The organism is Mucilaginibacter sp. BGA-UO-ETr-C110 (genome assembly GCF_059567985.1).
In genome coordinates this window covers 3,678,740-3,694,056 of the sequence record NZ_JCAQPB010000002.1, presented here as the reverse complement: position 1 = coordinate 3,694,056, position 15,317 = coordinate 3,678,740, and the positions used below count along the sequence as shown (strand labels likewise).

The following is a 15,317-nucleotide window of genomic DNA, read 5'->3' as shown; positions in this document are numbered from 1 at the left end:
CTTGCATGTTGTACAGTAGATGCTTCAACCGTTCAGCATGACAAATATATTTTCTTAACCCCTCTTTCAGCCTTGCGCTCGTTTGCAACGAGTGCTTATTGTGGAGAGGCGATTGCATCGCCCTTGCGTTTTAAACGCAAACCCATGTTAAGCACTCGTTGCAAACGAGCGCAAGTAACCGCACACCAATAAAAAATCGATATAAAAATTAAATTAAATTTATGAGAAATTGCGTTTAATGGCACGGTTAATGATTTTTCATTAATTCAATAGTCGTATATTGCGTAGTAAGTACACTTTATACATATTTGTAGCAGACCCCTAATAGATTTGAATGGAAAGTAATATACCAAATGAGGAGCTGATACCTCGCAAGTTAGTTGAAGCGGAACACATAATTGAAGAAGAAGATGACGAGGAGTTCCACCATCTCAATAACCCGGCTGATGCTATAAAGCCAATCATCAAGAAATACCTTGGTACGCCAAATCATGCCGAGCAGTTGGGGAATAAATTCTACTTTACCGATGGCGATGCGAAAGTTGAGGTGGTAGTAGTAACGGACGAGATCATACGGATCAGGGTTGCTCCACATGGCGTTTTCCTGGAAGAGTTCTCTTACGCGGTTCCGAAACTGGAACATAAAGCTGCCGAATTTACCCTGTTTGAAGATGAGCTGGAATTTCGGGTAGCCACTAAATCGATAAACTGTCATATCCGCAAAAAGGACTTTTTTATATCATTTTCTGATAGCAATAACCATGTAACCAGCACCGATGCTGTGCCTATGCACTGGGAAGAGAATGTGAAGTTTGGCGGTTATTATGTTTTTTGCACCAAAACCTGTCACCCCGACGAAAGCTTTTTTGGTTTGGGCGATAAGCCAACCGAATTTAACCTGCGCGGTAAACGCTTAAAAAACTGGAATACCGACGCTTATTCGTTCCAGTGGAACCAGGATCCGCTTTACCGCAGCATACCCTTTTACATCAGTGTAAATGAAGGTATAGCGCACGGTATTTTCTTTGATAATACGTTTAAAGCTCAGTTTGACTTTGGCGGCGAAGATACCACCAAAACAAGTTTTTGGGCCGATGGCGGCGAACTCCAATATTACTATATCCACGGGCCGCACATGATGGACGTGGTAAAAAGCTATCATATTTTAACCGGAACGCACCCCATGCCGCCGCTTTGGGCGCTGGGCTATCACCAATGCCGATGGAGCTATTATCCCGAGGCTAAGGTGAAAAAGATCACCAGGGGCTTCCGTGATAACAAGATTCCCTGCGACGGTATCTATCTGGACATTGATTATATGGATGGCTACCGCTGCTTTACCTGGAACCGCAAATACTTCCCTGATCCTAAAAAGATGATCAGCGAACTGGCTGCCGATGGTTTTAAAACCGTGGTGATCATTGATCCGGGGATCCGGGTCGACGATAATTATGAGGTATTTAAAGAGGGTAAAAAGAACCGTTATTTCTGCCGCCGCAGCGACGATTATTTTATGGAGGGTCACGTTTGGCCGGGCCGTTGCCAGTTCCCCGATTTTACCAATCCCGAGGTGCGTACCTGGTGGGGTGGTTTGTTTGACGAACTGGTACAGATGGGTGTAGCCGGTGTTTGGAACGATATGAACGAGCCTGCCGTATTTGGCGCCGGTACTTTCCCCGATGATGTACGCCACCAGTACGATGGTTTCCGCGGATCGCACCGTAAGGCACATAATATATATGGTATGCAAATGGTACGCTCAACCTATGAGGGTTTGCGTAACATCATGAAAAATAAACGCCCTTTTACCATAACCAGGGCAGGTTACTCGGGCGTACAGCGCTATTCGTCCGTTTGGACGGGTGATAACGTGGCCTCCTGGGAACACCTTAAATTAGGTAACATCCAATGCCAGCGCCTCTCTGTATCGGGCATACCGTTTTGCGGTACCGATATAGGCGGCTTTAGCGGCGAGCCCGATGGCGAACTGTTTACCCGCTGGATCCAGATGGGGACTTTTTCGCCTTTCATGCGTGCGCACTCTGCGGGTGATACCAAGGAGCGCGAGCCCTGGAGCTTTGGCGAACCATTTACAGCCATCAACCGCAAGTTTATCGAGCTGCGTTATAAGCTGATGCCTTACTTTTACTCTACCTTCTGGGAGCATCATCGTTATGGTTTCCCGATATTGAGGCCTATAGTGATGCATGAGCAGGATGTGAAATTAAACCACTTCCGTCAGGACGAGTTTACTTATGGCGATAAAATACTCATTTGCCCGGTAATGGAGCCGGGCCAAACCAGCCGCAATGTGTATTTGCCCAAAGGTAAATGGTTCAATTTCTGGACCCACGAGATAGTAGAAGGGGGCAAAGAAGTAGCTGTAGCCACACCGCTGGAAACTATACCGATATTTGTAAAAGCCGGTTCGGTAATACCAGAGTATCCGGTAATGCAATACGTTGGCGAGCATGAAATAGAAGAGGTTAAGCAAAACATCTATTATTCAGACTACGAAGTGAACTCTTTCCTGTTTGAAGATTATGGCGAAACCTTTGCTTACGAGCAGGATATCTATCTCGAGAAAAAGTTTGTAGTAAACGGTAACTCCCGCCAGATGACCATTCACCAGAGTATGGAAGGCCTGTATACCCCGCGTTATGAAGGCTATCACCTCAACATCATCGGGCTACCATTTAAACCCGGCAAAATATTGGCCGATGGCAAAGTGGTAAGCGATTTCATCATCAATACCAATGGAACGGTAGAGTTTAAGTTCAGCAAGAATTTCAAACATATCGAAATTTTAAAATAATCAAAAAGGCCCCAAACGGGGCCTTTTTTGTTACGTGACTTTCCAGTCCCTCCCCACGGGAGGGGTGTGGTTGCCGGAGTGATGGCAGGGAGGGGTTTCCGCAGGCAGAGCCAAAGACTTCCAACTCCCGACTATTTTTCGTATCTTTATACAAACACCGGCCCGGTTTCCTCCAAAAGAGAGAACCGGGCTGTTTTGTTAAGGACAAAACAAGCCCCAAAATCGACTGATTTTAACTTAGTTAATTGATAATCAATAAATTAATACTTTTTAAAGTTTCAAAAACACATCAAAACCATGTTAAAATTTGTTAAAAAGTGTTAAAATGAGGGTTTTTGAGCAAGTTTTCAGCCCTTTTTGTCCCGTTTTTGAGCAGAAAAGTGTTAAAATTTAAGGTTTAAAAAGTTTTTCAGGTCATCGGATGGCGAGGGGTGGTGGAGTAAAATAAGGGATCGAAGTATAATCTTTTAAATCAAATCAAAATCTTACAAATCCTGTTATATTTGATATTATATAAACCAAACCATTCCCGTACATTGGGTTATTCTAACATACCTTAACAGGTTATTATATCATGGCCAAACAAACAAAGAAAACCGAAACCCCGTTACCGGAAGCTAAACCTGTAAAAGAGAAGAAAGCTGTAAAAGCGGCAGACAAAAAGGTGGTTACACCGGCAGAAAAACCTGCAACAGCTAAAAAGCCCGTTGCAAAATCCAAGCCTGCCGTAGCTGCAACGTTTGTGGCAAAAGTAAAGCCATCCACGCCTAAAACACATGTGATCCTGAATGCTGTTGAGCCCTACAGTCGTTTTACCGATTTTGATATCAGTTTATTTAAATCGGGCAAGCATTATAAGCTGTATGAAAAGTTTGGCTCGCACGTGGTGGAATTTAATGGGGTTGTTGGTACCTATTTTTCTGTTTGGGCGCCAAACGCGCAGTATGTGTCTGTTATAGCCAACTTTAACGGTTGGAACCGGGGTTCGCATAGTTTAAATGCCCGCTGGGATTCCTCGGGTATCTGGGAGGGCTTTATCCCTAATATAGGCGTGGGCGAAACCTATAAATATTATATCAAATCATCAACCGGTGCCGACCTGGAAAAGGCCGATCCCTTTGCATTACGTTGGGAAGTACCGCCAAGCACGGCATCTATCGTTGCAGATACTTTTTACGAATGGAAAGACGCCAGCTGGATGGAAACCCGCCAGGAGCATAATGGCTTGGATAAACCATACAGCGTTTATGAGGTGCATTTAGGTTCATGGGCACGCAGTTTAGAGAGTCCTGATGAGTTTTTAACCTACACGCAGCTGGCTGCTAAACTGGTGCCTTACGTTAAGGAAATGGGTTTTACGCATGTAGAGCTGATGCCGATCATGGAATCGCCGTTTTACCCGAGCTGGGGATACCAGATCAGCGGATATTTTGCGGCAGCCTCGCGTTATGGCACGCCGCAGGAGTTAATGTACCTGATTGAAGAGTTCCACAAGGCCGGGGTTGGTGTGATATTGGATTGGGTGCCTTCACATTTCCCCGGCGACGCGCATGCCTTGTATAATTTTGATGGCACGCACCTGTATGAACATGCCGATATGCGTAAAGGCTTTCATCCGGATTGGAAATCATATATATTTAACTATGGGCGTAACGAGGTGAGGGCATTCCTGATCAGTAACGCCTTGTTCTGGCTTGATAGGTATCATGCCGATGGTTTACGTGTGGATGCGGTGGCCTCTATGCTTTACCTGGATTACTCCCGTAAACACGGTGAATGGGAAGCTAATATTTATGGCGGAAATGAAAATCTGGAAGCTGTATCCTTCCTAAAAGAGTTTAACGAGGCCGTTTACAGCCACTTCCCATCAACACAAACCATTGCCGAGGAATCTACCTCATTCACAGGGGTTAGTCGCCCGGTTTATTTAGGTGGCTTAGGTTTTGGTATGAAATGGATGATGGGCTGGATGCATGATACCATAGGCTACTTTAGCGAAGATCCTATCCATCGTAAATACCATCATAACGAAATTACTTTTAGTACCATATATGCCTTTACCGAAAACTTTATGCTGCCTTTTTCGCATGATGAAGTGGTATATGGCAAGGGCTCGATGCTGCGCAAAATGCCGGGCGATGAGTGGCAGCAGTTTGCCAACCTGCGTTTAATGTATAGCTATATGTTTACGCACCCGGGCACCAAGCTGCTGTTTATGGGGGCCGAATTTGGCCAGGGCGATGAGTGGAATTTTGGACAATCCTTACAATGGCATGTGCTGGAATACGCTAACCACCAGGGCATGAGCGAAACGGTAAAGGCGCTGAATCACCTGTATCGTGATGAGCCGGCCCTGTATCAGAAAGCCTTTGATTTTAGTGGGTTTGAATGGGTAGATGGTGGTAACGCCAATGACTCCATATTGGTTTACAGACGCATGGGCCACCTGGAGAAAGACGATCTGATGATCATCCTGAATATGACCCCTGTACCGCGGCATAATTACCGCATAGGCGTACCGGCAAGCGGGCAATGGGTAGAAATATTTAACTCGGACGCTAAAAAATTCTGGGGCAGCGGCCTAACCAATACCGGGCAGGTAACCGCCGAAGCTATAAGCTGGCATGGTAAGGATAATTCTATCAGCATTACCATACCACCGCTAGGTGCTACTGTGTTTAAAAGCGCGAAAGACGCACCTGCTAAATACGAATTGAAACGGTAACAGATTTAAAAAAACAATTAACAATGTAACCATTAACCGGAAATACCCGTTTAGCTTGGTTACATTGTTAATCGAATACCCATGAATCCGAAATTTCGTTATCTGTACATCGCTATCGGCGGTTTACTGCTCATATCGTTAATTGTGCAGGTAATCATAACTTATCCCGAGGTAAATCCAAAAAATGTATTGCTCAACGCGGTGCCATCCCTCTTGTTCTTTTACCTTGCTTATAAAACCTACCATGAAAAAAAGGATAGCGAACTGATGTGAATGTTCTTTAAGCTGCTGATATTTAGTGATATGTGCTCTTGTTCACCTGTTCAATACTGAACAATAATTGTAACGAATCCGAACAGTTACTAAAATTGAATTTATTTAAATTCCTGAAATTCAGTAATTTAAAACCGGGGTATGCTTTTAGCGGTATCTATGGCCTAAACTTAATTGATTATGCTAAAAAATTACCTGCTTGTAGCTTTTAGAAACCTTTCTAAAAACAAGGCCTTCTCATTCATTAATATTGTTGGTTTAGCTATAGGCATGGCGGCATGTCTTTTGATTTTGCAATACGTTAGTTTCGAATTAAGCTTTGATAATTTCCACGCTAAAAAAGATCGCATTTACCGTATTAACCAGGATAGGTATAATAATGGTAAATTAAGTACCCAATGGGCAGGAGGGGCTTTTGCACCAGGCAGTGTTTTTAAAGCTGTTTTGCCAGAGATAGAGGACTTTGTAAAGATAGTAGGTGCCGGGCAGGTGTTGGCCAATTATAAAGACCAGAAAATGGTGATCAAAAATGATTATTTCGCCGGTGCGTCTTTTTTTAATATTTTCTCGTTCCCACTTATCAGTGGTGATCCCAAAACCGCATTGAAGGAGCCAAATACCGTGGTGATATCAGAAGATGTAGCGCAAACACTTTTTCATAATATTGATCCTGTAGGGCAGTCATTGATCATCAATAGTAATAAACCTTTGAAAATTACCGGTGTGATGAAAAACCTTCCGGTTAATTCACACATGAAATTTGATTTTTTACAGTCCTACGCTACCTTGTTAAAGGATAATCCGCCCAATAAGGATTACAACCTGGATAATGCCTGGTTAAGTGATGGTTGTACTACCTATTTGCTATTGAGGCCGGGTGTTGATCCTAAAGTACTGGAAAGTAAATTTATACCTGTAGTGAAAAAGGTTTACGATGCTTATAAAAGTGCTGGTGAGGGTGGGATATATACGCTGCAATCTGTACAAAGCATTCATTTATACTCTAACCGGATGTTGGAGTTTCAGCCCAATGGTGATGGTAAATCTGTTTATTTATTGCTGGGCATAGCCATTTTTGTGATCATCATTGCCTGGATCAATTATATCAACCTGGCGACGGCACGAGGTATCGGCAGGGCAAAGGAGGTGGGTGTTCGTAAAACATTAGGTTCAGCTAAAGGGCAGTTGATCACCCAGTTTATGCTGGAGGCTATGATGCTTAATGGTCTGGCTATATTACTCGCCGTTGTGCTTATCCTGATCTGTTTGCCTGGTTTTTCACGTGTATCAGGTTTACAAATGGGCTTTGATATGTTTACCCGGCCTGTTTTCTGGGGATCTATGCTGGGCATATTTGTCCTGGGATCATTTTTTAGCGGATTTTATCCGGCCCTTGTGCTATCATCGTTCAGGCCTGTTGAAGTCATGAAGGGTAAAATACTGGCATCACCAAAGGGAGTAGTATTGCGCAAAGCAATGGTGGTATTTCAGTTTGCTGCCTCTATATTCCTGCTGATTGGCTCCCTTACAGTATTCAGGCAGTTAAAGTTTATGCAAAACCAAAAGCTGGGTGTAAAAATCGATCAAACACTGGTTATTAAACCGCCGCTTATTAAAGTAGATTCCTTTTACCGGGATATGAGCGCTTTTAAACAGGAAAGCTTAACACAATCTGCCATAAAAAATGTCACCGTATCAACTTCGATTCCTGGTGAACCGGTTCCCTGGAATGCCGGCGGTATCAAATTAACCACAGCCGACCAAAGCCAGGGTAAGCAATACCGTATCATTGGCAGCGATTATGATTACCTGGCCGCTTATGATTTAAAACTTATAGCTGGGCGCAAATTCTCCAAAAGTTTTGGAGACGAGCCACATAGCGTAGTATTTAATAAAAAAGCGGTAGAGCAGCTTGGCTTTAACAAGCCCGAAGAGGCATTAGGAAAACGTATTGATTTCTGGGGGCAGGTATATACGATTGTTGGCGTGGTAGATAATTTCCATCAGCAATCATTGCGGGATGCTTATGATGCCATCATTTTCCGTTGTATTCCTGATGTAAGGGGCTTTGTATCGGTGAAAATAAGTACAAATAATCTGCCTCAAACTATTGCAGACCTCAAAAAAACATGGTCAGCATTTTTTCCGGGCGATCAGTTTGATTATTTCTTCCTTGATCAGCATTTTAATGAGCAATACCAAACCGATCAGCGTTTTGGGCAGGTATTTGGCGTATTTACAGGCATTGCCATATTCGTAGCTTGCTTAGGACTGTTTGGACTGGTGTCATACACCATTGTGCAACGTACCAAAGAGATCGGGATCCGCAAGGTTCTGGGGGCTACCGTGAACAGCATTTTAACATTGCTATATAAGGATTTCGCGGCATTGGTGCTTATCTCCTTTGTTGTTTCGGCTCCTTTGGCTTGGTATGCTATCAGCCAATGGTTGCAAACCTATGCCTTTAGGGTTGATATTGGTCCTTTCCTATTCCTTGTTCCGTTTTTGATCGTTATGGTGATCGCATTTGCCACGGTATCCTACCTGAGTGTAAAAGCCGCTTTAACAAACCCGGTTAAAAGTTTAAAAACGGAATAATTCTAAGATTAAGGATTTTGGAGCAAGGATAAAGGATATATCAGGTCATACTACGGTTGAAGCATCTATTGCTAAGTATGCCTGTTTGCGAATAGATCCTTCGTACCTCAGGATGACAAATTTTTGCTGGTAATTCCGTTATTTTGCTGTATGTCAGTTTTAGCCACACTTGATAAACCAGCAATACCAACCTATTCACTACTGCAAAACAGTAGCATTGGCAGCAGCATGATCGAGGTGCGTGAGGCCAGTGCAAATTGTGGAGTGTTTAAGCTTGATCCGGCTTTTCTGATACCTCACCGTAAGGATTACTATCTGTTTGTATTGGTAAAGCAAGGTAATAATCGGCATTGGATCGATTTTATGCCTTATACCCTTAAACCGGATACCTTTTACTTTACCGTGCCCCACCAGGTGCACCTTAAAGAACATGCAGGACAAATGGAGGGCTTGATGGCCAGCTTCACCGATGAGTTTTTACAACTTGAAGAGAATCGGATGCTAAAACAGTTACCCATTATCCAAAATCCGAATAGTGGTCATGAATTGTTGCTAACCGCGCATGACATGAACTTTATTGAGGATGTAATGCGAAAAATGCTTGCGGAGTTTAATGCCGATGGCACCTGGCGCAACCAGATGCTTACCTCCTGGCTTCGGGTGCTGGTGATCTACCTGAGCCGGCTATATACCGAACAATTTGGCGAAGGCTGCCTTACTCAGAGTTATTGCCTGCTTAAAAGCTTCCAGGCTCTTATCGGCGAGCATTACACCACGCAGCATGATGTTGCTGCTTATGCCGAAAAACTCAACATAACACCCGGTCACCTTACAGAAGTTGTTAAACAACAAAGCGGTAAAACGGCCATCATCCATATTCATGAACGCCTTATTGTCGAAGCCAAACGCCGCCTGCTGCACACCGAATTATCGGTAAAGCAAATTGCGGATGAGCTTGGTTTTGAAGACGCGGCATACTTTAACCGCTTCTTTAAACGGATTGCTAATACTACTCCGGTGAGCTATCGGGAGCAAATCCGGGAAATGTACAGTTAATGCCCGGCAATGTGCAGCAGCTATTCGAACAGGCCGGCATAGCTTTGCTTCATGAATAAACAAACAGTTTTAATAACCGGCGCCAATAAAGGAATTGGCCTGGAAACCGCACGCCAGTTGGCCAAAGCGGGTTATCATATATTTTTAGGGAGCAGGGATAAAGGCAACGGCGACAAAGCTGTTGAGCAACTAAAAGCCGAAGGCTTTAACGATGTTGAATTGTTGTTGATAGATGTTACCAGCGAAGCTTCTGTTCAGCAAGCTCATGATGATCTGATCAAACGGATTGATAAATTGGACGTGCTGATCAATAACGCGGGCATCCCCGGTGCTTTTCCACAACAGCCCTCCAATGCCAATAATGAAACACTGCACACCGTTTTTGAAGTAAACTTTTTTGGCCCGATCCGTACGGTAAGGATCTTTATTGATCTGCTGAAAAAGGCCGAAAATCCAAGGATCGTGAATGTAACTTCCGATCTGGGTTCACTTACACTGCACAATGACACCAACTGGGAGCATTATCATTTTAAATCGGCAGCTTATGGGCCGTCAAAAACAGCTCTGAATGCTTACACCGTTGCTTTAGCCGCTGAGTTGAAGGACTCTTTTAAAGTAAACGCGGTAAACCCTGGTTATACCAATACCGAATTCAATAACAACCAGGGTCCTAAAAAAGTAGAAGACGGCGCAGCACCAATTGTAGCCTACGCCATGCTGGACAAAGATGGTCCAACAGGCAAATATATTAGCGACTATGGCGAGACGCCGTGGTAAGTTTTGGGGGAAGGGAAGGATAAAAGTGCGTGGTCATCCTGAACTTGTTTCAGCATCCCACGGGACATTTAACCAGTATGTTGTACACTCTGCATGTGGGATGTCGAAATAAATTCGGCATGATTTAAAAAAAGGGAGTAAAACAACAAAGCCCGCGGTAAACCGCAGGCTTTGTTATATAAATTAAAATTGATAGATCAAGATTAGAACTTACCCAATTCCTGAACCAGGTCGATCAGTTTGTTTGAGTAACCCCATTCGTTATCGTACCATGATACAACTTTAACGAAGTTATCGTTTAAGCCGATACCAGCTTTAGCATCAAAAATTGAAGTGCGAGCATCGCCTTTGAAATCTTCAGACACTACTTCATCTTCGGTATAACCTAAAATGCCTTTTAATTCGCCTTCAGATGCAGCTTTCATAGCAGCTTTGATAGCTTCGTATGAAGCACCTTTTTTCAAACGTACAGTTAAGTCAACTACAGATACGTCGGCAACTGGTACGCGTAAAGACATACCTGTTAATTTACCTTTTAACTGAGGTAAAACTAAACCAACCGCTTTAGCAGCACCTGTTGATGAAGGGATGATGTTTTGGTAAGCACCACGGCCACCTCTCCAGTCTTTAGCCGATGGGCCGTCAACTGTTTTTTGAGTAGCTGTAACAGCGTGTACAGTAGTCATTAAGCCTTCTTCGATACCAAAGTTATCATCCAATACTTTAGCGATAGGTGCTAAACAGTTGGTAGTACATGAAGCGTTTGAAACGATAGTTTGATCGGCTTTTAATTCTTTATGGTTAACACCCATTACAAAAGTAGGGGTATCATCTTTAGCTGGGGCGCTCATTACTACTTTTTTGGCACCGGCGTCGATATGTTTTTGTGCAGTTTCCTGAGTTAAGAATAAGCCTGTTGATTCGATGATCACTTCGGCACCTACTTCACCCCATTTAAGGTTAGCAGGATCTTTTTCAGCAGTAACACGGATAGTTTTACCGTTTACAACCAAATGTCCGCCTTCAACAGCAATAGTGCCTTTGAATTGTCCGTGAGTTGAATCGTATTTCAACATGTAAGCCATGTAATCAGGCTCAACAAGGTCATTAATACCAACAACTTCAATGTCGGGTCTTTCAATTGCGGCTCTGAATGCCAGGCGTCCAATACGGCCGAAACCGTTAATTCCTATTTTCATGATTTTTTTAATTTTTATTAGAATAGTAGGTTAATAAATTATTTATAGGTTCTTTAATGATATTTGCTATTTGAAGGTTTGCCTCAGATGCAGCTTCATGTAAATACTCCTGAAAGTTGGCAGCTACGGTACCTGCAAAATGAATAGAGGCTCCGGGATGTTGCTTTGATAAAGGTAGTAAATATGTTGAAATTAGCTTGCTAAAACCTTTTTTTATGACGTTTTGCAGATAGTGATCGTGTTGATTATCCAGGTAAAATTCGGTGAATGAACTTAAAAACAAAGCGGGTTGTTTTTGTCTGTAAACTTTCTCCAGCAGGGTTTTTCGGTCTACATCATACTTGCTCACAAACTTCTTTTTGAGGTTGGGGGGCAAGGTTTCGTTCATAAAACCTTTGATCAGCTGCCGGCCCAGCCAATTGCCGGAACCTTCATCGGCCAGGATATAACCCAGGCCATAATTGTTGGTCTGCACCTTTTTGCCATCGTACCAGGCCGCGTTGGAGCCGCTGCCACAAATACTGATGATACCGGGTGAATTTTTACAACAGGCAATGGCCGCGGCAGTAATATCATGCTCAACTATTACCTTGCCAAATTTAAAAAAGGCCGATAATGCGTTGTGTACAATTTGCCTGCGCTCATCGGAAGAGGCACCGGCGCCAAAAAAATAAATGCGTTTTATTTCTTCGGCGTGATGTATCAGATTAATGTTTTTGTTGAGTAACTGCTGTATATACTTTTCGTCGTTAAAATAAGGGTTGATGCCATTGGTTTTAAACGAAGCAACAGTTCTTCCTTTATCGGCAAGCCGCCAATGTGCAAAATACGATCCGCTATATACAACTGCAATCATTTATTATATCGATAATATCGCTGCCATTTCCAAAAGATCAGCCTCCAGCTTAAATTCATGGTGGTTAAGGGCATCTTCCAAACTGGTAAGCAGAATGTGGTTGGCCTGCAAACCTACCATTTTTTGTGTTTCGCCCGCAATTAACGCATTTACAGCGGCATAACCCAAACGGCTACCCAAAATACGATCAAAGCTTGACGGACTGCCACCTCTTTGCAAGTGGCCTAATATAGTTACTTTAATATCGTAATCTTTAACTTCTTTTTGAACAGCTTTGGCTACATCATACACACCGCCATTTTTATCGCCTTCGGCCACAATAACAATACTTGATGATTTTTTGTTAGATGATCCGTCTTTCAGATTCTTGATCAGATCTTCAATAGCTGTTTGTTTTTCCGGTAGCAGGATAGCCTCGGCACCGCAGGAAATACCCGCGCGTAAAGCGATAGCGCCAGAATCGCGACCCATTACTTCGATAAAAAACAGTCGGTCATGCGCGTCGGCTGTATCACGTATCTTATCAATAGCTTCAATAACTGTATTGGTAGCTGTATCAAAACCCAGGGTATAGGTTGAGCCGCACAGGTCGTTATCAATGGTGCCTGGTACACCCATAACAGCAATGTCTGGATATTTTTTTGAAAAACGCAGTGCGCCTGTAAACGTACCATCGCCGCCGATAACCACCAGGGCATCAATGCCATGCTCCTTTAAGTTTTTATAGGCGGTAGCCATGCCTTCGTCTTCTTTAAAAGGTAAGCAGCGGGCTGTTTTTAAAATAGTGCCTCCCAAATTAAGTATGTTACTTACCGAACGTTTGTCCATATCGTACATATCGTTCTCAATAAGTCCCTTGTAACCTTGCCTAACACCAACAACCTCAAGGCCGTTATATAGTGCTGTTCTAACAACTGCCCTTATACAGGGATTCATTCCGGGAGCATCGCCACCAGAAGTTAAAACCGCAATTTTTGAAATTTTCTGCATTTTTACATTACTTAGATTTGCGCTACGAAGATAGTGTGTGTAAATTACACCATTAAATTTTATTTGTTTTTTTTTGGATTAGGAATTAAGGTCATATATTTAACAATTAAACTTAAATCCCCGTACAGTTTTGGAAGTAATGCTACCCAAGTTTGATTCCGTATTCTCTATTGACTGCGTAATTTTTGGTTTTGAAGCCGGCGAGCTTAAAATTTTGCTTATTGAACGTAACGAAGAGCCATATAAAGATGAACTCGCGTTGCCCGGTTATATTGTGGAACAGGACGAAAGTATTGACGATGCTGCCGAGCGTATCTTGTACGAGCTTACCGGCTTGCGCGATTTACACATGCAACAGTTCCATACTTTTGGTGAAGTGAACAGGCACCCACAGGGCCGGGTTATCACCGTAGCTTATTACGCGCTGATCCGCATAAACGGGCAAAAAGAGTTGAGACCGGTTACCCAGTACGCCAAAAAAGCCTTTTGGCACCCGGTTAATGAATTGCCTAAACTCGCGTTTGATCACAGCGAGATATTCAATACCGGTTTTAATAAGATCCGCAGGAGACTGCATTACCAACCGATCGCTTTTGAACTGCTACCTGAAAAATTTACACTTACCCAGCTGCAATCCCTTTACGAAGCAGTTTTAAGCAAAAAGCTGGATAAACGGAATTTCAGAAAGAAAATGCTGAGCTACGGGTTTTTAAAAGAACTTGATGAGAAACAAAAAGGAGTGTCCTATCGCGCGGCCAAATTATACAAATTCGACAAGCGTAAATACGGCAAAATATTTCAAGGCGAAATGAATATTGGATAGGGGGAGGGAAGAGAATCAAGACAATTAAAATAAAAATGCGAAAGGCCTGGAAGTAATTTCCAGGCCTTTTTTTATCTTGATTCTTGACTCTAATCTCTTGACTCTTTTTTACAAAGAGCTTGGAGCTAGTTCCAGGTGATATTTTACCAGGTTATCTATAGGAGAGCGGATGATGCTGCCTACTACCATACCGTTTTCTGTAGCCACTTCTTCTAAAACATTCCTGAAGTTGTAACCAACTGAACCAATACAGTTAAAGCTGTATTTTTGATAATCAGGGTAGTGTGTTACCAGGTTGCGGAAAAAATCTTCAAATGATGTACGTACCAGGTTACGTGAGTATTCAATATGTACGTTGTTATCATAAACAAACTTGCTGAAGCTTGCACAAAAACGATTAGCACGTGGTTGTGTATAAACTTGCTCGTTTATATCGTCGGGTGTCAATTTAAACGTTTCCCAGAAAAGGTTGCGTACCGGCTCGGGCATATAACCGCGTAAATAATCAACCAGTAATTTTTTGCCGATATAACAACCGCTGCCTTCGTCGCCTAAAATATAAGCTCCGGAATCAATGTTGTTGATCACATCTTTACCATCATAGATACAGGTATTGGTACCGGTACCTAAAATAGCGGCAAAACCTTCGTTGTTGCCTAACAGGGCACGGGCGGCGGCAAGCAGGTCATGACCAATGTTCACCTTTGCTTTGGTGAACACAACTTTCATGGCTTCCTCAACAATTTTACGCATCTCGGGTGTCGAACAGCCGGCGCCGTAATAATTTACTTCGGTTATTTCATCCTTCTCCAGGTCGGTTGGCAAACTTTCATTTAAAGATTGTATGATATATTCCGTACTTGAGAAATAAGGGTTATAACCCTCAGTGTTAAAATACACTTTTTTACCTTCTTCGGTTACCAGACACCAATTTGTTTTAGTTGAGCCACCGTCAGCAATTATGATCATAAATTAAGTTTTATTAAAAAAAATTGGGTTAAAAGTATGATTAACTTATTGTAAAAAAAACACTTTCTATTTTAAAAAACAAAAATTGCGATTTTCAAGTCAATAATGCTTTGTTTTTGCATAAATTATCATTTAAAAACACATTAAATACCAATGTTGATACATGTTTTGTCAAAAAGCTGTTCATTATAACAAGTGTATGATTAACATGTAATTAGCACACCGGTAATTAAAAT

Annotated in this window: 11 protein-coding genes; 7 read left to right on the top strand and 4 right to left on the bottom strand. The window is 42.6% G+C overall.

All coding sequences use genetic code 11. From position 1 onward, the window contains the following. Positions 1-334: 334 nt before the first annotated feature. The 6 genes from AC57BQ_RS15920 to AC57BQ_RS15895 all read left to right on the top strand — a co-directional run bounded on the left by AC57BQ_RS15920 (position 335) and on the right by AC57BQ_RS15895 (position 10,244). Positions 335-2,815, top strand: coding sequence for a glycoside hydrolase family 31 protein (locus tag AC57BQ_RS15920; protein ID WP_496407227.1), 2,481 nt, complete (start codon positions 335-337; stop codon positions 2,813-2,815). A 574-nt stretch (positions 2,816-3,389) separates the two neighbouring features. Then, complete coding sequence (glgB, locus tag AC57BQ_RS15915) at positions 3,390-5,540, top strand: 1,4-alpha-glucan branching protein GlgB (protein WP_496407226.1); 2,151 nt, start codon at positions 3,390-3,392, stop codon at positions 5,538-5,540. 81 nt (positions 5,541-5,621) lie between these two features. Next, positions 5,622-5,813, top strand: a complete 192-nt coding sequence (locus tag AC57BQ_RS15910) for a hypothetical protein (protein WP_496407225.1) — start codon at positions 5,622-5,624, stop codon at positions 5,811-5,813. A 180-nt stretch (positions 5,814-5,993) separates the two neighbouring features. Next, on the top strand, positions 5,994-8,411 hold the full coding sequence (locus AC57BQ_RS15905) for an ABC transporter permease (protein WP_496407224.1): 2,418 nt from the start codon (positions 5,994-5,996) through the stop codon (positions 8,409-8,411). 150 nt (positions 8,412-8,561) lie between these two features. Next, positions 8,562-9,467: a helix-turn-helix domain-containing protein gene (locus AC57BQ_RS15900; protein ID WP_496407223.1), complete on the top strand. Its 906-nt coding sequence runs from the start codon at positions 8,562-8,564 to the stop codon at positions 9,465-9,467. A gap of 51 nt (positions 9,468-9,518) precedes the next feature. Then, positions 9,519-10,244 carry an SDR family oxidoreductase gene (locus tag AC57BQ_RS15895; protein ID WP_496407222.1) on the top strand — a complete coding sequence of 242 codons (726 nt, stop codon included), beginning with the start codon at positions 9,519-9,521 and terminating at the stop codon, positions 10,242-10,244. A gap of 203 nt (positions 10,245-10,447) precedes the next feature. On the opposite strand, the gene gap is transcribed toward AC57BQ_RS15895, so the two are convergent. From gap to pfkA, 3 genes are read right to left on the bottom strand one after another with little or no spacing between them, the layout of a single operon-like run. Then, entirely contained in the window at positions 10,448-11,443 is a 996-nt protein-coding gene (gene gap / locus AC57BQ_RS15890; RefSeq protein WP_090467124.1) for a type I glyceraldehyde-3-phosphate dehydrogenase, read from the bottom strand. A gap of 7 nt (positions 11,444-11,450) precedes the next feature. Beyond that, complete coding sequence (locus AC57BQ_RS15885) at positions 11,451-12,299, bottom strand: hypothetical protein (RefSeq protein WP_496407221.1); 849 nt, start codon at positions 12,297-12,299, stop codon at positions 11,451-11,453. Between the two features lie 3 nt (positions 12,300-12,302). Further along, positions 12,303-13,289 carry a 6-phosphofructokinase gene (gene pfkA / locus AC57BQ_RS15880; RefSeq protein WP_090467121.1) on the bottom strand — a complete coding sequence of 329 codons (987 nt, stop codon included), beginning with the start codon at positions 13,287-13,289 and terminating at the stop codon, positions 12,303-12,305. Positions 13,290-13,419: 130 nt separating this feature from the next. Between pfkA and AC57BQ_RS15875 the strand changes: the two genes are divergently transcribed. Further along, a complete protein-coding gene (locus tag AC57BQ_RS15875; protein ID WP_076374039.1) occupies positions 13,420-14,112 on the top strand; it encodes an NUDIX hydrolase in 693 nt (230 codons plus the stop codon). Positions 14,113-14,220: 108 nt separating this feature from the next. Here the strand turns inward: AC57BQ_RS15875 and AC57BQ_RS15870 are convergent, their stop codons facing one another. Further along, complete coding sequence (locus tag AC57BQ_RS15870; protein ID WP_496407220.1) at positions 14,221-15,081, bottom strand: N-acetylglucosamine kinase; 861 nt, start codon at positions 15,079-15,081, stop codon at positions 14,221-14,223. Positions 15,082-15,317 lie beyond the last annotated feature (236 nt).